This window comes from Stenotrophomonas oahuensis (genome assembly GCF_031834595.1).
Lineage (GTDB): Bacteria > Pseudomonadota > Gammaproteobacteria > Xanthomonadales > Xanthomonadaceae > Stenotrophomonas > Stenotrophomonas oahuensis.
Map to the genome: position 1 here is coordinate 685,085 of NZ_CP115541.1, position 22,254 is coordinate 707,338.

The following is a 22,254-nucleotide window of genomic DNA, read 5'->3' on the forward strand; positions in this document are numbered from 1 at the left end:
CGGTCGTTACCTACCCGTAGGAAGAAGCCGGTAGGTGACGACCGTTGGTCGTCACGGGACCGCCGATGGCTTCTGACGCAGCAAGGTCACCGCAAACCCGCCTACGATCAGCACACCCAGCACCAGCAACCCCCACAGCAGCCAGCGCTTCCAGTCGCGTTCGGCCTGCACCGCGGCGTCGCCGCCGAGCGGCTGCGCAGGCCCCTGAACCTTGGCCAGCGCGGGCTGCCACTGCGCTCCCTGCTGTTCGCGCAGTTGCGCCAGCACCGTGCCCACCGGCGCGTCGGTGCGTGCCGCGCGCACGCTGCCGGCCGCCACCGTGAACGGGGGCTCGCCCTGGCTGAGGAACACCAGCGTCTCTGGCTGGTAGCCCAGCTTCAGCGTGGGAGACTGCGCCGGCTGCCCCTGGGCAGCGGTGAGCTTCCAGTAACGGTCACGGGTTGGCACGGGCAGCGCCTGTGCCTGTGATTGCCGGCGCTGCGCGCTGTCCTGCAGCTGGTAGGCAACCCAGGGCCCCGCTCTTACCTGCCATGGCTGGGCGGGATCGTCACGGCTGAGCAGGGTCCACTGCACCACGCTGTTATCGGCCGTGGCGATATCAATCTGGGCGACCGGGAAGCGTCCGTCGAGCACGTACTCGAACTCGCCCGGTACGCCGGCTTTGCCCGGCAACGTACGCCATTGCCAGTCGATGGCCTGCAGCGTCGACATCGGTTCGGCCTGCACGGCTGACAGTACCGGCAGCGTGCCGTTGGAAGCGGGCAGGATGCGGATGTACTTTGCTTCGCGGCCGATGAAGATGCGGCGCTGCTGCAGGCGATTGCCGTCCTGCGCAAGGTCCACCAGCGGAACGTCGTCATTGATCAGCTGCCAGTTCTGCAGGTCGTCGCTGACGTCCACACGCACCCGCAACTGCACCGCCGGCCCGGACTGCCAGTCCAGCCGCAGCGCCTGCAGTTCTGCGTTCAGCTTGCTGGCATCCACCAGCCAGCCACCCGGCTGCGCGCTGGTGCCGGTGCGTCCCAGACGCGCTTCCACGCGGCGCACACTGCCGTCGGTATTGCGCTCGGTCAGCAACTGCAGGTCATCGCCGCCTGCACTGCCCTGCACAGGCAGCGCGAACCAGGGCAACGGCTGCAGCGGCGTGAGCTGCGCCACGGGTTGCTCGGCACTGAACAGCGCAGCGGGCAACGCCTGACCCTGTGCATTGAAGACCTGGATGTCCTTCAACTGCGGCGACACCGCACTGCGGTACTGGGCTTCGCCGAGCGTGAGCCGGTACGCACCCGCCTGCGGCGCAGACAGCTGCAACGGCCACTGCTCGCGATAGTCCTGGCGCGCGTCATCGGCCAACGCAAGCAGCGGCGCGGCCAACAGAAATAGTCCGGTCAGGACGTGGCAGACACGATTCACGGTGCATTCTCCACAGCAGATTCGGCGGCGCGCGGCGGAGCCGGAGCCAGGTAGCCGACGACCGTGCACAACAGGCCGTAGGCGATGAACGACGCAATGCCAAGCAGGTTGCCCAGATGCTGGCGGTCGATCAGCACCAGCTTGGCCAGCACCACGCCCATCAGCACCGCACCGACCAGCCACAAGGCGCGCTGGCCACGCCGCGAACCCCACACCCAGCTGATCACGCCCAGCACGCTCCAGACCACGGTCAGGCTGGTCTGGGCCAGCGTGGAGGACCACAACCGGTCATTCCATTCGACTCCGCCCCAGTGGTGCACGGCATGCAGGGTGATGCTGGTCAGGGCAGCAAAGCCCGCCACCGCCAGCACGGGAATCCGCTGCGCCTGCAGCTCCTGCGGAGCCTGGCCGGTCCACAGCCAGCGCGCGAGCAGGGCCAGCACTGCCAGCTGGGTCAGTTCCAGCGGGTTGAGCAGCGGCACCCATGGCAGCGGCGCGGCATCGCCCGCAACGAACAGGTAACAGCACCAGGCGAATGCCAGCGCCATGAACACCGTGCCCTGCAATGCGTGGCGGCTGCGATCAAAGCGCTCGCCCAGCGGCAGGGTCAGCCAGCGCCAACGCTGCAGCGACACCGCTGCCAGCAGCAGCCAGGGCAACAACGCCAGCGCCAGTGTCCAGCCCTGGGCCAGTTCAAAGCGCTCGGCCAGCCAGCTCGCGGTGAGGGTGAGCACCGTAGGCCACAGCAGCCACCAGATGAACTGCGCGGCCACCGCCGCACGCCCCTGACCGCCGCGCAGGCACCACAGGCTGCGGATGCCGAGCGCGGCAAACACCCCCCAGGCCAACGCCCCGTAGCCCGCGAATGGCTGCTGGTGCAGGTCCACCTGCCACAGTGCGACCGGGAACGCGCACAGCAGCATCGCCAGCGTGGTCAGCACCAGCGCACGGGCGGGCTGGCGACGGTGCATTTCGGCGGCGAGCCAGGCGGTGACCGCAACCAGCACCAGCATCGCGTCGGGTACGCTGCTGCGCGCGACGAAGCGGCCGATCTCGTGGCTGAAGGTCCCCAGCCACCACAGCAGGCCCCACAGGTAGTAGACGATGGCCGGTGCTTCCTTGTCGGCGTGGCGATAGCTCCAAGCGGAAGCGAAACCGGCCACAGCCAGCAGCAGCCCGCTCATGAAGGTCGGATTGGCCACGGCGGTGCCGTCGAAGCGCCAGTAATCGGCACCGACCACGAACGCGAACGCCGCGCCCAGTTGCAGCAGGGCACCGGCGATCTGCGGCAGCAGACGCTGCTGGCGCAGGCCCAGCCAGACCAGCCCGGCCCCTTCCAGCGCGAAGATGCTGGCGGTGGCCCGCGCCGACAGCGCCAGTGGCACCGCCAACGTGGCAAAGCCCACGGCCAGCACCGCATGGCACTGGCCCAGTGCGGCGTAGCGCTCGCGACGGATCAGCGCCCAGCCCAGGCCGGCGTACAGCGCCGCCAGCGCCAGCGCGCACAACGCCAGCAGCAGGCGGTCGTCGTGCAGCATGCCGGCCTGCAGCAGGAACGCGATCAACGGGGTGCCAAACACCAGGCTGCCGTCGATGAGGTCGCGTTTCTCCGCCGGCTGGCGGCGCGCGTACAGCAGCGGAATGATCAGGTAGAACGCAAAGAACAGCAGCAGGAACGGTTCGGTGCTGGCGAACTTGTCCGGCGCGTACTGCAGCACGCCCCAGAAGGTGCCGATACCGAAGGTGAAGGCGAAGCCGAGCAGGTTGAGCACGCGCCACGGACGCCACCAGGCGATGGCGAGAATGGCGGCGTTGAGCACGGCGTAATACGAGAACAGCGCCACGTGGTTGCCACTGCCGGTGGACAGCCAGATGGGGGCCATGAAGCCAGCCAGGATGCCAAGCACAGCCAGAGTGCGCGAGTTCTGCACCACGGCCAGCACGCCCAGGCCGGCGATCAGCAGCACGCTCAGTGCGAAGGCAATGCCAGGGTCGACCAGCCCATAGCGCTTGAAGGCGGCGAAGATGGTAAGCAGCAGGATGCCAATCGCCCCCCCCTGCAGCGCCAGCGCGAACAACCGCCGGCGCTCGCGCTGCACCCAGCCGAACACCAGCAGGCCCAGCGCACCGGCGGCAATGCCGGCCAGGCGCAGTTCGATGGGCGCATTGAGCCAGCCCTGGTCACTGGCGTACTTGAGCAATGCGGCGACGCCGGCCAGCAGCACCAGCATGCCGATCTTCACCGGCACGTTGCCTTCGGTGAACCAGGCTTTGACCGTATCGATGGCGCGTTCGATGACGTTCGGCCCCTGCGGGACGGCAGGTGCCGGCGGGGTGACCGGCGCGCGCGGCGGCAGCGGCGGGGGTGCGGCGCGGGCGGCGACAGGTACTGGCGTGGGAATCGGTTCGGGTGCGGGTGCCTGCGCCACAGGCGCAACCGGCATCTCCGACGCAACCGGGGCGCTGTCACGCCACGGCTCGGCCACTGGCGGTTCGGGCGCGGCCGCAGCCTGCGCTGCATAGCGAGCCTCTTCCAGCGCGGCTACGCGCCGGCGCAAGCCGCCAATCATTACCAAGGCCACCACCAGCAGCACGGGCATGGCCAGCAAGACCAGCACGGCCAGGACAATCAACGCTTCCATTCCACGTCATCCTCGATCAATCGCCGCACCCTTCCCCGAGGGTGGGTACCTGCGGCACGGGGTCATCCTACCTGATGTGCCGGGGTGGGCAGGGTGCCCGGTCGGGGCGGCGGGCTGCGATTGCGCGGGTTCCGTATCGCCGGGCGTTGCCCGGCTGCTGTTGGATCTGGGCGAACAGCCGGTGGTCTTCGGCTTCCTGGTTTGGCGGCTCGGGAAGGGCGTTCCGGGGGACGCTGCAAGTACGTCCATGTAAGCTCGATCGCCGCATCCATGCGGCTCACGCCCCCTCCAGCCCATCCCGAACCGCCATCGACAGTTCATCGGTGGCCATCGAAGATCAAGATCGACGGCGGCCCCTGTCCATTGTCATGCGTTACCGGATGTTGCCCTTTTCACGGCGATCGTCTGTCGACCGATCCCACCGGGGCATTTCCGATTCCACCGGCGCCGTTCATGGCTTTTGATCTTCCATGGCCACCGACCCTCTGTCTGGGGCGTGCCGGGGTGGGTTTGCGGGACCGTAGAAAACATGGATGTTTTCTACGAGCCCCCATGGAAGGGTTCACGGCGTGTCCCGCAAACCCACCCCGGCGCGCCCAAACATGGAAACCGATGACCGTCGGCTGTTCGCCCAGATCCAACCGCAGCCGGGCAGAGCCCGGCTCTACGTAAAACGGCGCGCCCCTTTTCAGGAGCGCGCCGCTTTTGACTTACCGACGAAGCGAATTACTTTGCAGCCACAACCTTGGCCATTTCCAGGCACTTGTTGGAGTAGCCCCATTCGTTGTCGTACCACGACACCAGCTTGACGAAGGTGCCGTCCAGCGCGATGCCGGCTTCGGCGTCGAACACCGAGGTGTGGGTTTCGCCGCGGAAATCGGTGGCCACCACCTTGTCTTCGGTGTAGCCCAGGATGCCCTTCAGCGCGCCTTCGCTCTGTGCCTTCACTTCGGCGCAGATTTCAGCGTAGGTGGCTTCCTTTTCCAGTTCCACGGTCAGGTCGACCACCGACACGTCCGAGGTCGGAACGCGGAAGCTCATGCCGGTCAGCTTCTTGTTCAATTCCGGAATCACCACGCCCACGGCCTTGGCTGCGCCGGTCGACGAAGGAATGATGTTCTCCAGGATGCCGCGGCCGCCGCGCCAGTCCTTGTTGGACGGGCCGTCAACGGTCTTCTGGGTGGCGGTGGCAGCATGCACGGTGGTCATCAGGCCGCGCTTGATGCCCCACTTGTCGTTGATCACCTTGGCCAGCGGGGCCAGGCAGTTGGTCGTGCACGACGCGTTCGATATGATCGCCTGGCCGGCGTAGGTCTTGTCGTTCACACCGTACACGAACATCGGCGTGTCGTCCTTCGACGGGGCCGACAGGATCACCTTCTTCGCGCCCGCATCGATGTGCTTCTGCGCGGTTTCCTTGGTCAGGAACAGGCCGGTGGATTCGATCACCACGTCCACGCCCACTTCGTCCCACTTCAGGTTGGCCGGGTCGCGTTCCTGGGTCAGGCGGATCTTCTTGCCGTTCACCAGCAGGTCGCTGCAGGACACGCTCACGTCAGCCTTGAAGCGGCCGTGCACGGAGTCGTACTTCAGCATGTAGGCCAGGTAATCGGGCTCCAGCAGATCGTTGATGGCCACGATTTCGATGTCATTGCCGAAGTTCAGCACCGCCGAACGCAGCACGTTGCGCCCGATGCGACCGAAACCGTTGATGCCAACCTTGATTGCCATGTTCACAAGCTCCTGCAGCCGCGACGGTGCGGCGCCGATGGAAAGGGACGCCATTCTAGCAAAGCCTGCCCCCCGGCGGCCCCGGCCCCGGGGCAGCTGGCTGACCGCCGGCTGAGCGGCCGGGCCGGATTGATCCGGATCAAGGCGGGGTGAAGCACGGCCGGGAAAACTGGCCCCATTCCACCCCGCAACGAGACACCCTCATGCGCAAGACCTCCACCCTTCTGCTGTCCAGCCTCGCCGTCGCTCTGTCGCTGGCCGCCGCCCCGGCCATGGCCCAGTCCAAGGGCGACTGGACCATCAGTGCCGGCGTGCACCAGGTTGCCCCCAAGTCCGACAACGGCACCCTGGCCGGCGGCCTGGAAGTCGATGTCGACAGCGACATCAAGCCGACCATCACCGGTGAATACTTCATCGCCGACAACCTCGGCATTGAAGTGCTGGCCGCCCTGCCCTTCAAGCACGACATCAACATCAACGGCCTGGGCCGCGTCGGCAGCACCAAGCACCTGCCGCCGGTGGTCACCCTGCAGTACCACTTCAATAGCCAGGGCAAGGTGTCGCCGTTCGTCGGTGCCGGTGTCAACTACACCACCTTCTTCAGCGAAGAGACCACCGGTGCGCTGGCCGGCGCGGACCTGAAGCTGGAAGACTCCTGGGGCCTGGCCGCCCACGCCGGCCTGGACTTCAAGGTTGCCGAGAACGGTTCGCTGCGCGTTGACGTGCGCTGGATCGACATCGACAGCAAGGTCAAGTTGAACGGCGAAAAGATCGGCACCGTCAACATCGACCCGCTGGTGTACGGCGTGGCCTACGTCTTCAAGTTCTGATCGGCGGATCAGAACCGAACCGAGCAACACCCCTCGCAGCAAAGCATTTGCCCCGGCTTCGGCCGGGGCTTTTTTGTTCTGCTGCTGGCCAGATGCAGTCAAGAACGTCGGCACCGTCGCCCGCTAGAATGGGCCGATGAAAATCTCCTCCCTGCTCCGTGCCAGCACCGTTGCCCTGGCTCTCACGTTTGTTTCCACCGACGCCCTGGCCTGGGGCGCGCAAGGCCATCGCCTGGTGGCGCGCGTCGCCGAATCACGCCTGACCCCGGCCACCCGCGCCGAGGTCGACCGCCTGCTCGCCAACGAACCGGTACCCACCCTGGCCGGCGTCGCCCCGTGGGCCGACGAACTGCGTGGCAAGGACCCGGGCCTGGGTCGGCGCTCGGCGCGCTGGCATTACATCAACATGGGCGAGGACGATTGCCGTTATCTGCCTGCAACCCAATGCAGCAACGGCAACTGCGTGGTTGAAGCACTGAAGGCGCAGACCGCCATCCTCGGCGATCGCAGCCGGTCCGACGCCGAACGCGCGCAGGCACTGAAGTTCGTGGTGCATTTCGTCGGCGACATCCATCAGCCGATGCACGCCGGTTATGGCCACGACAAGGGCGGCAACGACTTCCAGGTGCAGTACAACGGTCGCGGCACCAACCTGCATTCGCTGTGGGACAGCGGCATGCTCAACACCCGCAAGCTGGATGACGATGCCTATGCCGCGCGCCTGAACAAGCTGCCGAAGCCGAAGTTCAACAAGCGCGCCAACATCACCGCCGATGCGGTGAGCTGGGCTGAAGCCAGCTGCCGGATTGCCATTGCACCTGGCGTTTACCCACCGAAGCGTACGCTTGAGGCGGGCTATACCGACACTTACCTGCCGGTCGCCGAGCGCGAACTTCGTCTGGCTGGTGAACGCCTCGCCGTGTTGCTCAACGATACGCTGGGGAAACGCTGAGGATCTGATCATGTCGCTGCACGTTGCCGCCTTCTTCCACCCCGACAGCCATACCTTCAGCTACGTGGTGCATGACCCGGCCTCGCTGCAGGCGGCAGTGATCGACCCGGTGCTGGATTACGATCCCGACACCGACGCGCCGGGTGAAGCGCCGCTGCAGGCGCTGCGCGCCCACATCGATGCACAGGAGCTGCAGGTGCGCTGGCTGCTGGAGACCCACGCGCATGCGGATCATGTGAGCGCCGGCCGCCGGCTCAAGCAGCAATGGCCGCAGGCGACGCTGGCGATGGGCGAAGGCATCACCCAGGTGCAGCGCACGTTTGCCCCGCGCTATGGCGTGGACGTGCCCGCCAATGGTGCGCCGTTTGACCACCTGTTCGTCGACAGCGAGCACTTCGCGCTGGGCGAACTCGATGCCGAGGTGATTGCGGTGCCGGGCCATACGCCGGACAGCGTGGCCTACCGGATCGGCGATGCGCTGTTTACGGGCGACTCGTTGTTCATGCCGGATGGCGGCACGGCGCGCTGCGATTTTCCCGGTGGCGACGCTGGGCTGCTGTACCGTTCGATCCAGCGCCTGCTGGCGCTGCCCGATGCAACCCGGGTGTTCATCTGCCATGACTACGGTCCGGGCGGGCGCGAGGTGGCCAACGAAACCACCATCGGAGCGCAGCGCGCGCACAACATCCATCTACGCGATGGGGTGAGCGAGGCGGAGTTTGTTACCACGCGGCAGGCGCGTGATGCCACCTTGGCCGAGCCGAAGCTGATGCATCCGTCAGTGAAAGCCAATATCCAGGGCGGCGCGTAGAGCCGGGCTTGCCCGGCTCTACGTCAGTGGGTCAGTGCTGGCGCACGATCTGCTGGCCCTTCACGATCTCGAAGGTAAAGGCATACAGCAGGCTGACCGCCACCGGCTCGACGCGTGCGGCATCACGGCAGTCACCGCGGTCTTCCGGCACCTGGCCCGCAGCGAAATGGCACACCGCAGCGGGTGTGAAACGCCACTGCGCCACCGCTTCCTGCGCCGCCTGCACCAGCACCGTGTTCTCCGCCGCAGCACCGGCCTGGCATTCCGGCCGGTCATTGAGCAGCACGCTGCGCTCGACGCGGCCTTCAGCGTTCACCACCACCTGCAGACAGACCTGGGTGGGAGCCAGCTCGCGACGCGGATCCCGCTCGCCCAGCACCGGCTGCGGCCCCCCATACAACTGCGGCATGCGATAGCCCTCGGTGGCACCCAGTTCGTACGCCGTCACCGCGCCACTCTCGCCACCAGGTGCCGCAGCCACCAGCCGCCGGTGGTCGACGTTCTCGCTGCGCGTGTCCACCGTGGTGATGGAGGGCTGGCTGGCACAGCCGGTGAACAGCAGTGCCGCCAGCAGCCCTCCCCACCTCATGGTGCGGGAGCCTCGTCGTTCATTTCGAACGTGACCGGGATCTTCAGTGCGGAGGCCACCGGCTTCCCCTCGCGCAGGGCCGGCTTGAACGTCCAGGCACGTGCCGAGGTCACTGCCGCATCTTCGAACACACCCGCCGGTGTTGCGCTCAGCACGCGCACATCGGTGACCCGTCCGTCCGCGCCCACCTCGACACGCAGTTCGACCTTGCCCGACACGCCCTGCTCGAAGGCAGCGACCGGGTACTTCGGTGCCGTGGTGTTGACCACCTGGGCCCCCACGGTTTCCGCGCTGCCGGCCGGGACGGGCTCTGCTTCAAAGCCGATCGAGGGTGTTCCTGCACCGCCCTGGCTGGCCCACGCCATGCTGCACAGTCCAACGCACAGCCCCACCACCACGACCTGACCAGATACCCACGGCAACGCCTTCCGCTTGTTCTGCTTCAACATGGCAATTCGCTCCTTCAACATCGGCTGGCTGCGCCAATGACAGGCCATCGGCGCAACCGGGTGGACCAGCTGCGCCTTGAGCAGCGTGCTGGCATAGAGCCGGCGCAATGCCGGATGGGGATCCACCGTGCGCGCATCACAGGCCAGTTCCTGGTCACACAGGAAGCGGCGCGTCGCCCACGGCAACAGCGGATGGAACCAGAACACGCAACGCAGCAGGGCAACGGCGAGGTTGGCCCAGTGATCGCGGTGGGCGCGATGGCTGCGCTCGTGCTGGAGGACGAGATCACGCTCGGTCGCGCTGAAGCGCAGATCGAAGTCCGGCCCGACGACGATGCGCGGGGCCATCACGCCCACCAGCGCCGGCAACCCGGGGTCCGCACTGGCCTGCCAGCTGCCGTCGGCACGTGGAGACAGCGGCCCCATCGCCTGCACGAAGCGGCGTTGCGCGCGAATCTGCAGTACGGCTACACCCAATGCCCCCGCCAACCACACGGCGACCAGCAGCGCGGGCCACAGCGGTGCATCGGCCGGTAGCAGCGGGGTGGTCAGCGCGTTCCCGAATGCGCGCACCGGTGCGGCGTCGATGACGGCCACTGCAGGCACCGGCAGCAACGGGGCCAGCAGTGCCAACGGCAGCATCCACCAGCTCCGGTACACCACTGCAGCGCCGCCCAACCGTTTCAGCAGTGGGCGCGCCATCGCGATCAGCAGCACCGCAATCGAGCCCCATGCACTGGTAAGCAACAACCCCTGCAGCAGATCAGTCATGGTCCAGCTCCTGGATCAGCTTCTTCAGTTCGGCGATGTCCTGCGCGCTCAGCTCCCCGCGCTGGCTGAAATGCGCGACCAGCGGGGCGACCCGGCCCGCAAACAGCTTGTCCACCAGGCCGCTGCTCTGCTCGGCCACCCAGCTCTGGCGCTGCAGCACCGGTGAGTACAGGTAACGACGACCGTCCCGGCTGGCGCTGATTGCGCCCTTGGTGAGCAGGCGGTTGAGCAGTGTCTTGATGGTGGGCTCTGCCCAGTCGCGGTCGGCCAGCGCGGCCACCACGTCATCGGCCCCAAGCGGATGCCGCGCCCACAGCACTTCCATGACAACCGCTTCGGCTTCGCTGATCTGGCTCATCATTTACATCCGTAATCGATAATTCGATTACGCCCGTAATCGGACCTGATGTCAAGCCCTCGTCAACACCGGATTCATGGGCGCGCTGCCACGATCTCAAAGAATTACACGTTGGGCAGGACTGCACTGGATGACCGATCACCTCACCGACCTGGACGCCGCCGTCGATTGGCTGCTGCAACGGGTGGATGGCCCGCTGCGCATCGGGGCACCGTTGGCGCTGGGCAAGCCGCACCGTCTGCTCAACGCGCTGTACGCGAGGGTGGAAAGCGATGCATCGCGGCCGTTGCAGCTGTACACCGCGTTGTCGCTCAACCCGCCGAAGCCGCCTTCGGGGGGACTGGAAGGCCGCTTCATGGCCCCGTTCGCCGAGCGTCACTTCGGTGCGGACTTCCCGCGCCTGGCCTATGCCGACGCAGTGGCGCGTGACCGTCTGCCGGCGCATGTGCAGGTGGAAGAGTTCTACATGCAGTCCGGCGCGCTGCTGGGCTCGTCACAGGCGCAGCGTGGCTACACCAGCCTGAACTACACGCATGCAGCCGACGCGGTGGCGCAGCGCGCGCCGCACGCCATTGTGCAGAAGGTCGCGATGCGTCCGGACGACCGCCGCTTGTCGCTGTCGTGCAACAACGACATCACCCAGGACACGCTGGACGCGATGGCCGCGCGCGGGCTGCCGCGCCCGCTGCTGATCGCCGAGATCGATCCGCAGCTGCCCTACCTGGGTGGCTCGGCGACGGTGGATGTGACCTTCTTCGACCTGGTGATCACCCCACCACCGCCTTACCCTGCCCTGTTCGGGCTGCCGCGCCAGCCGGTCAGCGACGCGGATTACGCCATTGGCCTGTACGCGAGCACGCTGGTACGCGACGGCGGCACGCTGCAGATCGGCATCGGCACGCTGGCGGATGCGATCAGCCACGCGCTGGTATTGCGCCACACTGACAACGCACGCTACCGGCAGATCCTGCGGGCGCTGGATCCGGAACTGGAGCAGAACCCCACGGTGCTGGAGTGTGGCGGGCTGGAGCCGTTCGAGGTGGGCCTGTACGGCTGCAGCGAAATGCTCAACGAAGGCTTCCGCCGGCTGGTGCAGACCGGGGTGATCCGGCGCAAGGTGCACGACGACCTGTCGCTGATGCAGCGGATCGAGAACGGCAGCACGCTGAGCATCGACCACGCCACGCTGGAGGCGGAAGGCGAGTATCTGCACGGCGCGTTCTACCTGGGCTCGCCGGACTTCTACCAGTGGCTGCGCGACCTGCCGGAAGACGAGTGCCGGGCGATCGGCATGCGCCGGATCAGCGAGATCAATCAACTGTATGGCGGCAACGAGACGCTGGAACGCCTGCAGCGGCGCCATGCGCGGTTCTTCAATTCCTGCATGATCGCCACCGCGCTGGGCGCGGCCACGTCCGACGCGCTGGAAGATGGGCGGGTGGTGTCGGGTGTGGGCGGCCAGTACAACTTCGTGGCGATGGCGCATGCGCTGCCGGAAGCGCGCAGCGCACTGATGTTCCGGGCCACACGCGAGGATGCGCGCGGTCTGCAGTCGAACGTGCGCTGGAACTACGGGCATACCACCATTCCACGGCACCTGCGCGACATCTATATCAACGAGTACGGCATTGCGGATCTTCGCAACCTGACCGATGAGGATTGCGTGGTAAACATGACCGCGATTGCCGATGCTGGTTTCCAGGACAATCTGCTGCAGACGGCGAAGGCATCGAAGAAGCTGGCGACGTCGTTTACGGCGCCGGCGCGATGGCGTGAGCGCAACAGCGCGGCGGCGGTGAGTGCGACGCTGGCCCCGTTCCGTCACTCCGGCGAACTGCCGGACTATCCGCTGGGCAGTGATTTCACCGAAGTGGAGCAGCACTTGGTAAAGGCGCTGGGTTGGTTGAAGCAGAACACCACCACCCGCAGCGGCAAGCTGCGCACGGTGCTGGCGGCGTTGCGCCAGCCCGCCGGCGATGGCGATGTGGTGTATCTGCAGCGCATGGGGCTGGATGCACCGCAGACGCTCGGCGAGAAGATCGAAGCACGGCTGGTGCGCTTGGGGTTGGCGCGGACGGCTTGACTGCGTATCCCGGTGCGGCTGCAAACGTGACGTAGAGCCGGGCTTGCCCGGCTGCTGTTGGATTTAGGCGAACAGCCGGTGGTCATCGGTTTCCGTGCTTTGGCGTGCCAGGATGGGTTTGCGGGACACGCCGTAAACCCATCCATGGGGGCTCGTAGAAAACATCCATGTTTTCTACGGTCCCGCAAACCCACCCCGGCACGCCCCAGACAGTTGGCCGGTGGCCATGGAAAATGCCAGATCAACGGCAATGTCGATTTGGGGTCATGCGTTACCGGATGTTGGGGATTTCACGGCGATCGTCTGTCGACCGATCCCACCGGGGCTACGTGCGTTTGATCTTCCCTGGCCATCGACCATCTGTCGATGGCGGCTCGGGGTGGGCTGGAGGGGGCGTGAGCCGCATGGATGCGGCGATCGAGCTTACATGGACGTACTTGCAGCGTCCCCCGGAACGCCCGCCTCGAGTCGCCAAACCAGGGATGCCGTGAACACCGGCTGTTCGCCATAGACCAACAGCAGCCGGGCGAAGCCCGGCGACACGTAGTCAATCGAGTACGGCAAGCCAAACAAAAACGGCGCTCACCGTTGCCGGTGAGCGCCGTTGGGTTTCATGCAGGCAACGATCAGTTGGCCAGCTGTGCCTTGGCAGCGGCGACCACGTGTTCGGTGGTGATGCCGAAATGCTTGTACAGGGCATCCGCCGGGGCCGAGGCACCGAAGGTGTCGATGCCGACCACCGCACCGTCCAGGCCCACGTACTGGCGCCAGAAACCGGTCACGCCGGCTTCAACGGCCACGCGGTTGCGCACCGCGTTCGGCAGCACCGCTTCACGGTAGCCGGCGTCCTGGCGTTCGAACACGTCGGTGGACGGCATCGACACCACGCGGGTCTTGATGCCGGCCGCGTCCAGTTCGGCCTTGGCCGCAACTGCCAGGCTCACTTCCGAACCGGTGCCGATCAGGATCACGTCCGGCACGCCGCCTTCGGCCTCGGCCAGCACGTAACCGCCGCGGGCGATCTGCGCCACCTGCTCCGCGTTGCGCGGCTGGTGCGGCAGGTTCTGGCGGCTGAACACCAGGCAGCTCGGGCCGTCCTGGCGGGTGATCGCCGACTTCCAGCTCACCGCCGATTCCACCGCGTCGCACGGACGCCACACGTCGTTGTTCGGGATGTAACGCAGCGAGGCCAGGTGCTCCACCGGCTGGTGGGTCGGGCCGTCCTCGCCCAGGCCGATCGAGTCGTGGGTGTAGACGTGGATCGCGTGCGCCGGAATCAGCGCGCTCATGCGCACGCCGTTACGGGCGTAATCGCTGAACACCAGGAAGGTGGCGTCGAACGGAATGAAGCCGCCGTGCAGGGCCAGACCGTTCGCAATCGCGGTCATGCCGAACTCGCGCACGCCGTAGTACACGTAGTTGGCGTTCGGGTCGTCGGTGGCCACCGACTTGCTGGCCTTCCACAGAGTCAGGTTCGAATGCGCCAGATCGGCCGAACCACCCACCAGTTCCGGCAGCAGCGGCGCGAACGCTTCAATGGCCAGCTGCGAAGCCTTGCGCGAAGCGATGGTCGGGCCTTCGGCCTGCACCTGGGCAATATAGGCGTCGGCCTTGGCCAGGAAGTCTTCCGGCAGCTCGCCACGCGAACGGCGGGTCAGCTCTTCAGCTTCGGCCGGGAACTGCGCCGCGTACTTGTCGAACTGCTGTTCCCACTCGGCCTGGCGCAGAGTGCCGGTGCCGCCAGCGCGCCAGCCGGCGTAGATTTCTTCCGGAATCTCGAACGGACCGTAGTTCCAGTTCAGCGCCTTGCGGGTGGCTTCCAGCTCATCCTTGCCCAGCGGTGCACCGTGGCTGGATTCCTTGCCGGCCTTGCCCGGCGAACCGAAACCGATGGTGGTGCGGCAGCAGATCAGGGTCGGCTTGTCGAACTGCGCCAGCGCGCTGTCGATGGCCGCCTTGATGCTGTCCGGGTCGTGGCCATCGACGCCGCGCACCACGTTCCAGCCATAGGCTTCGAAACGCTCGGGGGTGTTGTCGGTGAACCAGCCTTCGGTGTTGCCGTCGATGGAGATGTGATTGTCGTCCCAGAAGCAGACCAGTTTGCCCAGGCCCCAGGTGCCGGCCAGCGAGGCGGCTTCGTGGGACACGCCTTCCATCAGGCAGCCGTCGCCCAGGAACACCCAGGTGCGGTGGTCGACGATTTCATGCTCGGGGCGGTTGTAGCGCTGTGCCAGCAGCTTTTCCGCCAGCGCGAAGCCGACCGCGTTGGCCAGGCCCTGGCCGAGCGGACCGGTGGTGGTTTCCACGCCGGGGGTCTCGTGGCGTTCCGGATGGCCGGCAGTCTTGCTGCCGAGCTGGCGGAATTGCTTGAGCTGCTCGATCGGCAGGTCATAGCCGCTCAGGTGCAGCAGCGCGTACTGCAGCATCGAGCCGTGGCCATTGGACAGCACGAAGCGGTCGCGGTTGAACCACTTCGGGTTGTTGGGGTTGTGACGGAGGTAGTCGTTCCAGAGCACTTCGGCGATATCGGCCATGCCCATCGGCATGCCGGGATGCCCGGACTTGGCGGTTTCGACCGCATCAGCGGCAAGGAAGCGGATGGCGTTGGCCAACTGGCGGCGGGTGGGCTGCGTCATGGTTCTGTCGGGGTAGGAGGCTCCCGCAATTGCGGGCGGCCTATTGTCGCAGCTCAAGCGCTTTCGCGCTTGGCTGCGGTCAGGCTTATGAATGGGCGGGGTCGGGCGCCTGGGGCTCGTCTTTTTCGCCCTTCGCCACCAGGGTGGTCAGGGCCAGATCGCCGGTCACGTTGAGTGCGGTGCGGCACATGTCCAGGAAGTGGTTCACGCCCAGGATCAGGCCGATGCCCATCGGGTCGACGCCGACCATGGCGCAGATCATCGCCACCACCGGCAGCGAGCCGGACGGCACACCGGCCGTTCCGATGCCGCCGAGGATGCAGACCACCATCACCATCAGCTGCTGGGTGATGCTGAGCTCCACGCCGAAGAACTGGGCCAGGAAGATCACAGTGACACCTTCAAACAGCGCGGTGCCGTTCTGGTTGGCGGTGGCACCCACGGTCAGCACGAAGCGCGAGACACGCTGCGGCAGGCCCATCTGGTCGGCCACGCGCAGCGCGGTCGGCAGGGTGGCGTTGCTGGAGGCGGTGGAGAAGGCCATCACCGTGGCCTCCTGGGTATCGCGGAAGAAGGCCAGCGGCGAGCGCCCGGACAGCCACACGGCGACGCCGTAGCTGACCACCATGTGCAGCCCCAGCGCCAGCACCACCACGCCCACATACGCACCGAGGCGGATCAGCAGGTCGAAACCGAAAATCGCGGCCAGGTTGAACATGAAGCAGGCCACCGCGTATGGAGCCAGGCGGATGACCAGGTTGATCAGGGTCATCGAGATCTCGAACACGCCCTCGATGCCCTTGCGCAGGGTGGCAACCTTGTCTTCCGGCGACAGCACCATGCCGATGCCGAACATCAGCGCGAAGAACATCAGCGACAGAATCGCGCCATTGCTGGAGGCAGCAGCCAGCACGTTGCTCGGCACGATCGACAGCAGCATGTCCATGCCCTTGGGCTGCTCGCCGATGTTGGCGACGATCTCGCGGCTGCGCTCGACGTTCTCGTGCAGCAGTTGCGCAGCCATGGCCGGGTCCACGCCGACGCCGGGCTTGAGCAGGTTGACCAGCACCAGGCCGATACCCACGGCCACACCGGACAGCACCACGGTGTAGGCCAGGGTCTTCCAGCCGATCCGGCCCAGGGCGCGGATGTCGCCCATCTCCGACACGCCCATCACCAGCGCCGAGAAGATCAGCGGCACGATCAGCATGAAGATCAGATTGAGGAACAGCCCCGACAACGGGGTGGTCACATAGGTCATCACCGCGCGGGCGGCCTCGGTCAGGCCACCGATGTTGCCCTCGAGGGCGTGCACGATCAGGCCCAGGACCAGGCCCAGACCGAACCCGATGAACATTTTCCAGTGCAGGGGGAGTTTCTGCCGGGGCGGCGTCTGCCCGGGAGTTGCGGCCTCAGTCATCGAGCGGTGTTCCTATGGTGATCGGACAGCTTAGCAAAGCCGGCAGGGACTGCCGGGCACCCCTCAACGGCCCGGGGGATACAAGGGTGCCAGCCTAGTGTGGTCGGTCGACGCCACATGCCGCCAGTGCGGTCCGTCATGGAAGGCCCGGCGCAGGGCCTGCCGCGCCACGGCCACGCCCCCGCCGTCCCGGCTCCAGCGCGCGGCCTGCATGGCCTGCAGGGCCTGGCGTTGGTCGGGTTCAGCCAGCGCCGCCAGCACGTCGTCCAGCCCGCGCAGCCCGCCCATGCCGGCCAAGGTGGCGATCACCTCGTCCAGGCTGCCGGTATCCAGATGCTGGCGCAGCTGCGCCAGCGTGGGTGCCCGCCGCGTCCCAGCTGGGGGCGTGGTGGCGCTGGCCACCGGCTGCCGGCGGCGACGCCACCCCCATGCCAGGGTCAGCAGCCACAACAGCGCGAACCCACCCGCTGCGGCAATCCAGCCCCAGGGCCGGGCCGGTGCGGCCGCCGGCAACGCAGGCGATCCGGTGCCGCTTTCGCCGTCTGGCAGGGCCTCGCGGGTGTCCTGCGGCGGCGGGGTGGCCGGAGCCGCGCTGCTGCCCTGCCCCACGTTGAGGGTCAAGTCCGGCAGCGTGGCGGTCTGCGCCTGGGCGTTGCGCACATCCCACCACGGCATGCGCAGGCCGGGCACCACCAAGGTGCCGGGCTGGCGCGGGACGATCGCATAGCGGCGCGTCAGCTTCAGCTGCGGGGTGCTGCCGTTGAAGCTCTCGTCGTACTGCGCCGGTTCGGCGAACACCTGCGCATCGGCGCCGGCGTCAATCTCCGGCAACTCCGGGAACTGCGCGCGGGTGGCCCCGTCCGCGACGGCCTCGACCACGACAGTCACCGCTTCTCCGGCGCGAGCCCGCGTGGGTGCGGCGGTGTAGCGCAGGCGCAGGTCATGCAGCGGCAACCACGGCTGCGGCGCTGCGGCCGGCTGCGGCTGCACCTGCAGCGGCTGGTCCGGGGCGGTGGCGCGGAGGCGGCCGTTGCCGCCGCCGAACATCTCATCGAAGAAGCCCCCGGCCGCACGACCTTCGAAGCGCGCCCCCGGCAGCAGCAGCGGGCCGCTGCGTTCGGGAATCAGCAGGTAGCGCCGCTCCACCAGGTTGTAGCGGCGGCCGTTGACCTCGCGCACCAGGCTGCGGTCCTGGCCAACCCGCTGCATCGATGCACCGTCGGGCGCGTCCAGCCCCAGCTCGCCGGACAACAGCTGCGAGGCGTAGTACAGCCGCACCACCACGCCCACACTCTGCTGCACGTAGGGGTCGCGGTCATCCACCTCCATTTCCAGAAACGCGGTCGCATTGCCGCGCACCGGTGGGGCCGTGCTGGAATCCACCGGCGGCATCTGCGCTTGCACGGGAGCGCACAACGCCAGCAGCACACCCAGCGGCACCGCACAGGCCAACCGTTTGAAGAGGGCGCTCATCGTCCTTCCTGTCTCCTGCGTTCGTTTTCGCGCTGGAACTTGGCCCGCAGCAAACTGCCGGGATCGTCGGGCACGCGTCGCATCCAGGCCTCCACCGCCTGGCGCTGCTCGCGCTGCTGCGCGGTTTCAGCCGCTTTCTGCGGCGGTGTCTGGCTGGGATCGCTCTGACCGGACTGACGCTGCAGCGCCTGGCGCATACGCTCGCGCTGCGCGGCGTCCGCGCGCGCCTGCTCAGCCGGATCAGGCTGGCCTTGATCCTGGGATTGGCCGCTGTTCTCCTGCGAAGGCGGCGGCGCCCCGTTGGATGAAGGTTTTTGCTGTTGCTGTTGCTGTTGCTGTTGCTGCTGCGGTTGCTGCTGTTGTCGCGGGGTCTGCGACGACTGCGAAGACTGGCCCGGCTGCTGTTGCTGGCCCTGCTGTCCGCCGGCGGGCGGTTTGCGCTTGCGGGCCGCGTCGACGGCCGCGCGGTTGGCGACCGCATCCGGCATGCCGGGTTGCAGCTTCAACGCCTGGTCGTAAGCTTCGATGGCGGCATCGAGCTGCCCTTGCCTGGCCAGCGCGTTACCGAGGTTGTAGCGCCCTTCTGCGCTCTGCACCGGTTCAAACTGCTGCTGGGCGGTGGCGAAATCCCCCTGTCGGTAAGCATCGACGCCGGTGGACAGGCGCTGCTGGTCGCGCTGGTCGGCGCGCTGCCACCAGTCACGTTCGGCCGCCTGTACCGGGGCCGGCATCAGCAGCGGGCCGCAGACGGCACACAGCACCACCACCGCCAGGCCGCGCCGACGGAACGCCCACAACGACAACACCATCAACGGCAGCAACAACCAATATCCCTCATCCTGCCAGGAGCGCGACTGCCCGGGGCGCGGGTCACCACCGTCACCGCGCGGGCGCAACACGTCCAGCGCACGCAGGTCGGCATCGTCATCGCTCAGCCGTGCATAGCTGCCACCGCCGGCACCTGCCAGCGCGCGAAGACTGGGCTCGTCCAGCTGCGCGCGTGCGATCTGTCCGTCATCGCCGCGATAGGCGGCCCCGTCCGGCGTGCCCAGGCCCAGCACGGACACCCGCATCTGCTGCGCCTGCGCGCGTGCGGCGGCGCTCTGGTCAACCGCGTCAGCGCGATCGGTGATCAGCAGGATGTCGCCCTGTTTCGCGCCGGACTGCTGCAGCAACAGCACGGCGGCATCCAGCGCACGCGCCGCCTGCTGGCCATCGCGGGGCATCACATTGGGATCCAATGCGTCCAGATACAGGGCCACGTTGGCGCGGTCGGCGGTCAGCGGAGCCACGGTGAAGGCGTCGTCGGCGTAGACCAGCAGCGCCACTTCACCGCCGCTGCGCTCACGCAGCAGGGTCGCCAGCTTGGCCCGCGCCTGCAGCAGCCGCGACGGTGGCAGGTCACTGGCGCGGACCCGGCTGGACAGGTCCAGCGCGACCACCAGCGGTGACGGGGTCTGCCACAGCGGCTGCGCGGATTGACGCCAGCTGGTTCCGGCCAGGGCCAGCACCGCCAGGGTCCACCCCGCCAGCAGCAGAACCAGTACCCACCACGACCGGCGCACACCCGGCACCAGCAGGTGCGGCAGCAGGTGCGCATCGACGGCGTGCAGCCAGACGCTGGCGCGGCGGCGACGCCAGTGCCACAGCAGCGCGATCAGCGGCAGCGCCAGCAAGGCCCACAGCGCGGCGGGGCGAAGGAAATGCAGGTGCGCAAGCATGTCCATCAGCGCCACCGCCGTGGCAGCAGCCAGGCCAACGCGCCAAGCAGTACCGCTACGCCGAGCGGCCACGGGTATCGCTCGATGCGCGGGCGCACCGCTTCGCCCGGGGCCACGATCGGCTCCAACCGATCCAGCTCGGCATAGATGCCGGCCAGCTGGTCAGTGTCGCGCGCGCGGAACGCACGGCCACCGGTCATCGCGGCGATCTTCTGCAGCGTGGCTTCGTCGACCGGGTCTTCGCCGGCGGCGATCTGCACGCCGAACAGGCGCAGGCCGCCTTCACCGCCAAACCCGATGGTGTAAACCCGCACGCCTTCGGCCTTGGCCAGCTCTGCCGCGCGCAACGGCGTCAGCACGCCGGCGTTGTTGACACCGTCAGTGAGCAGAATCAGTACCCGCTGGCCCTCCGGTTGCTCACGCAGGCGCTTCACACCCAGCGCAATGGCATCGCCGATGGCGGTGTTGTTGCCGGCCAGCCCCAGCTCGCTGTCGGTCAGCTGGGTGCGCACGGTGGCCAGGTCGGCGGTGATCGGGGTCAGCGTATAGGCCCGGTCGCCGAAGATCAGCAGGCCTACCCGGTCGCCCGCGCGCCGGTCCAGGAAGTCGGCCAGCACCGCTTTGGCGGCCTGCATGCGCTGCACGATCTGCGTGCCCAGCTGCATGTCCGGCTCGCTCATGCTGCCGGAGAAATCCACCGCCAACATCAGTTGCCGGCCCTGCTGTGGTGGCACGATCGGCTCGCCCAGCTGCTGCGGTCGCGCCGCGGCGACGCACAGGCTGATCCACGCCAGCCATAACAGCAGGCGTCCGGGCCGCAGCACGGACAGCCGCACACCAGCGCTGCCCAACGCGGCCAGTGATTCCGGTGCATAGGGCACGCGCAGGGCTGGACCTGCGTCATTGCGTGCCGGCAGGAGACGCATCAACAACGGCAACGGCAAGGCCAGCAGCAGCCAGGGCCATGCCAGGGAATCGAGCCAGGACAAACCTGCGGGCAGCGCGAAGGCGATCATGTGCGCAGGCCGGTCATCAGCTGCACAAAGCGGTCGCGCGCCAGTGGACGCAGCCGCGCCACGGCCGCCGCATCCACCTCACGGCGGTAACCGCCGTCGAGCAGTAGCCGTCCTTCGCCGCAGGAGAACGCCGGACTTTCCGGCGCATCAAGGAACTGCAGCCATTCAGCGCCCTGCAGCAGCTCCGCCCCAGGCTTGCGCAGCCGTGCCGCGCGGCGCAGCAGTTCGGCCATCGTGGCCACTTCCTCTGCCGGGGTCGTCGCGGCCGCCAACGCGGTCGCAAAGTGCTGCTGCCAGCGCCGTCGCAGGCGGTGCCGACGCGCACGCCAGGCCCACACCAACAATGCCACCAGTGCACACGCGCCGATGACCAGCCACCAGCCCGGCGGCAAGGGCCACCAGCCCGGTGCCGCCGGCAGGTGCACATCACGCAGCTGCAATGCGGTGGCAGCGCTCATGCAACCACCGCGGTGGGAACCGCGCCCAGCCACGCATCACTGGGATCATCACTTGCGATCACCTGGACCCGGATGCGGCGGGCCCCCAGGGTCTGCTGCAGCGCCTGCAAAGGTTCGACGAAGCGCTGCTCCCAGTGCGTGCGCACGGCGGGGTCGCCCAGGTCCAGCGCCACCGGCTGGCCCTGGCTCTGGAACGGCAGCAGCCCGCTGGGCGGAGCCAGCTCCAGCGGGTCCACCAGCAGCATCAACTGCACGTCGTGGTGCATCGCCAGCCCCGCCCAACGCGAGGCTGGCACGTCCGCGGCGCGGGTGGGGTCGGCCAGCACCACCACCCGTGCGCCCGGCCGCAGCAGACGCGCGGCCTGCCCGAGTGCGTGGTCCAGTCCGGCATCATCCGTTGGGGGCGCTGTGTACCAGCGGGTCAATGCGTCCAGCACGCGCAGCACCCCGCGCGTGCCACCTGCGGGCGCGATGGGGGGCGTGACATGGCTGCCACGCAGCGCGGCGAGCCGGTCGCCCTGGCGCTGCGCCAGCCACGCGGCGACCGCGCCAACGCGCGCGGCCTGCACGGATTTGAAGCGGACCCGGGTGCCGAAATACAGCACCGGATCGGTATCGGCCACGAGCAGCGTCATGCGTTCGCGCTCAGCCTGGAACAGCTTGGTGTGCGCGCGCCCGGTGCGCGCGGTCACCCGCCAGTCGATATGGCGGGCATCGTCGCCGGCCACGTACTCGCGCGATTCAGCGTACTCCATCCCGCGCCCACGCAGGGGCGACGGAGCCTGGCCGGCCAGACCGTGCCGCCCACGCTTCGGCGGTGCCAGGCGGCGCGCACTGCGGCGCAACGCGACCAGCTCGGCCAGCGTTGGCTGCAGCCCGTTGCCCTCCTGCGCAGGCATGC

17 protein-coding genes are annotated in these 22,254 nt (G+C 67.6%); 4 read left to right on the top strand and 13 right to left on the bottom strand.

Translation table 11 applies throughout. From position 1 onward, the window contains the following. Positions 1 to 51: 51 nt before the first annotated feature. The 3 genes from PDM29_RS03000 to gap form a co-directional block, all read right to left on the bottom strand. A complete protein-coding gene (locus tag PDM29_RS03000; protein ID WP_311192420.1) occupies positions 52 to 1,413 on the bottom strand; it encodes a DUF3999 domain-containing protein in 1,362 nt (453 codons plus the stop codon). Next, entirely contained in the window at positions 1,410 to 4,055 is a 2,646-nt protein-coding gene (locus PDM29_RS03005; protein ID WP_311192421.1) for a DUF2339 domain-containing protein, read from the bottom strand. Before PDM29_RS03005 ends, PDM29_RS03000 begins: the two co-directional genes overlap by 4 nt. Before the next feature lie 726 nt (positions 4,056 to 4,781). Then, the gene (gene gap / locus PDM29_RS03010) at positions 4,782 to 5,786 is read right to left on the bottom strand and encodes a type I glyceraldehyde-3-phosphate dehydrogenase (RefSeq protein WP_311192422.1); all 1,005 of its coding nucleotides are present in this window, start codon (positions 5,784 to 5,786) and stop codon (positions 4,782 to 4,784) included. Positions 5,787 to 5,989: 203 nt separating this feature from the next. Between gap and PDM29_RS03015 the strand changes: the two genes are divergently transcribed. The 3 genes from PDM29_RS03015 (at position 5,990) to PDM29_RS03025 (ending at position 8,379) form a co-directional block, all read left to right on the top strand. After that, positions 5,990 to 6,616, top strand: coding sequence for an OmpW/AlkL family protein (locus PDM29_RS03015; RefSeq protein WP_282298497.1), 627 nt, complete (start codon positions 5,990 to 5,992; stop codon positions 6,614 to 6,616). A gap of 136 nt (positions 6,617 to 6,752) precedes the next feature. After that, on the top strand, positions 6,753 to 7,568 hold the full coding sequence (locus PDM29_RS03020; protein ID WP_311192423.1) for a S1/P1 nuclease: 816 nt from the start codon (positions 6,753 to 6,755) through the stop codon (positions 7,566 to 7,568). A 10-nt stretch (positions 7,569 to 7,578) separates the two neighbouring features. After that, complete coding sequence (locus PDM29_RS03025; protein ID WP_311192424.1) at positions 7,579 to 8,379, top strand: MBL fold metallo-hydrolase; 801 nt, start codon at positions 7,579 to 7,581, stop codon at positions 8,377 to 8,379. A gap of 31 nt (positions 8,380 to 8,410) precedes the next feature. On the opposite strand, the gene PDM29_RS03030 is transcribed toward PDM29_RS03025, so the two are convergent. Genes PDM29_RS03030 through PDM29_RS03040 form a run of 3 tightly spaced genes read right to left on the bottom strand, consistent with a single transcriptional unit; the run spans position 8,411 to position 10,546 of the window. After that, complete coding sequence (locus PDM29_RS03030) at positions 8,411 to 8,968, bottom strand: energy transducer TonB (protein ID WP_311192425.1); 558 nt, start codon at positions 8,966 to 8,968, stop codon at positions 8,411 to 8,413. Then, the gene (locus PDM29_RS03035; protein ID WP_311192426.1) at positions 8,965 to 10,188 is read right to left on the bottom strand and encodes a TonB family protein; all 1,224 of its coding nucleotides are present in this window, start codon (positions 10,186 to 10,188) and stop codon (positions 8,965 to 8,967) included. Before PDM29_RS03035 ends, PDM29_RS03030 begins: the two co-directional genes overlap by 4 nt. Further along, entirely contained in the window at positions 10,181 to 10,546 is a 366-nt protein-coding gene (locus PDM29_RS03040) for a BlaI/MecI/CopY family transcriptional regulator (protein ID WP_311192427.1), read from the bottom strand. Before PDM29_RS03040 ends, PDM29_RS03035 begins: the two co-directional genes overlap by 8 nt. Before the next feature lie 130 nt (positions 10,547 to 10,676). Here PDM29_RS03040 and PDM29_RS03045 point away from each other — a divergent pair, with 130 nt between their 5' ends. Further along, positions 10,677 to 12,629 carry an acetyl-CoA hydrolase/transferase C-terminal domain-containing protein gene (locus PDM29_RS03045; RefSeq protein WP_311192428.1) on the top strand — a complete coding sequence of 651 codons (1,953 nt, stop codon included), beginning with the start codon at positions 10,677 to 10,679 and terminating at the stop codon, positions 12,627 to 12,629. 626 nt (positions 12,630 to 13,255) lie between these two features. Here the strand turns inward: PDM29_RS03045 and tkt are convergent. The 7 genes from tkt to PDM29_RS03080 form a co-directional block, all read right to left on the bottom strand. After that, complete coding sequence (gene tkt / locus PDM29_RS03050; protein WP_311192429.1) at positions 13,256 to 15,265, bottom strand: transketolase; 2,010 nt, start codon at positions 15,263 to 15,265, stop codon at positions 13,256 to 13,258. Positions 15,266 to 15,350: 85 nt separating this feature from the next. Beyond that, the gene (locus PDM29_RS03055; RefSeq protein ID WP_311192430.1) at positions 15,351 to 16,685 is read right to left on the bottom strand and encodes a dicarboxylate/amino acid:cation symporter; all 1,335 of its coding nucleotides are present in this window, start codon (positions 16,683 to 16,685) and stop codon (positions 15,351 to 15,353) included. 63 nt (positions 16,686 to 16,748) lie between these two features. Continuing rightward, positions 16,749 to 18,158 (bottom strand): BatD family protein, encoded by a 1,410-nt coding sequence (locus PDM29_RS03060; RefSeq protein ID WP_425508709.1) that lies wholly within the window; start codon positions 18,156 to 18,158, stop codon positions 16,749 to 16,751. After that, entirely contained in the window at positions 18,155 to 19,885 is a 1,731-nt protein-coding gene (locus tag PDM29_RS03065) for a VWA domain-containing protein (RefSeq protein ID WP_311192431.1), read from the bottom strand. The genes PDM29_RS03060 and PDM29_RS03065 overlap by 4 nt, the downstream gene beginning before the upstream one ends. Beyond that, positions 19,885 to 20,895 (bottom strand): vWA domain-containing protein, encoded by a 1,011-nt coding sequence (locus PDM29_RS03070; RefSeq protein ID WP_311192432.1) that lies wholly within the window; start codon positions 20,893 to 20,895, stop codon positions 19,885 to 19,887. The genes PDM29_RS03065 and PDM29_RS03070 overlap by 1 nt, the downstream gene beginning before the upstream one ends. After that, on the bottom strand, positions 20,892 to 21,353 hold the full coding sequence (locus PDM29_RS03075; protein ID WP_311192433.1) for a DUF4381 domain-containing protein: 462 nt from the start codon (positions 21,351 to 21,353) through the stop codon (positions 20,892 to 20,894). The genes PDM29_RS03070 and PDM29_RS03075 overlap by 4 nt, the downstream gene beginning before the upstream one ends. After that, on the bottom strand, positions 21,350 to 22,252 hold the full coding sequence (locus tag PDM29_RS03080) for a DUF58 domain-containing protein (RefSeq protein WP_311192434.1): 903 nt from the start codon (positions 22,250 to 22,252) through the stop codon (positions 21,350 to 21,352). Before PDM29_RS03080 ends, PDM29_RS03075 begins: the two co-directional genes overlap by 4 nt. Positions 22,253 to 22,254: the final 2 nt, after the last annotated feature.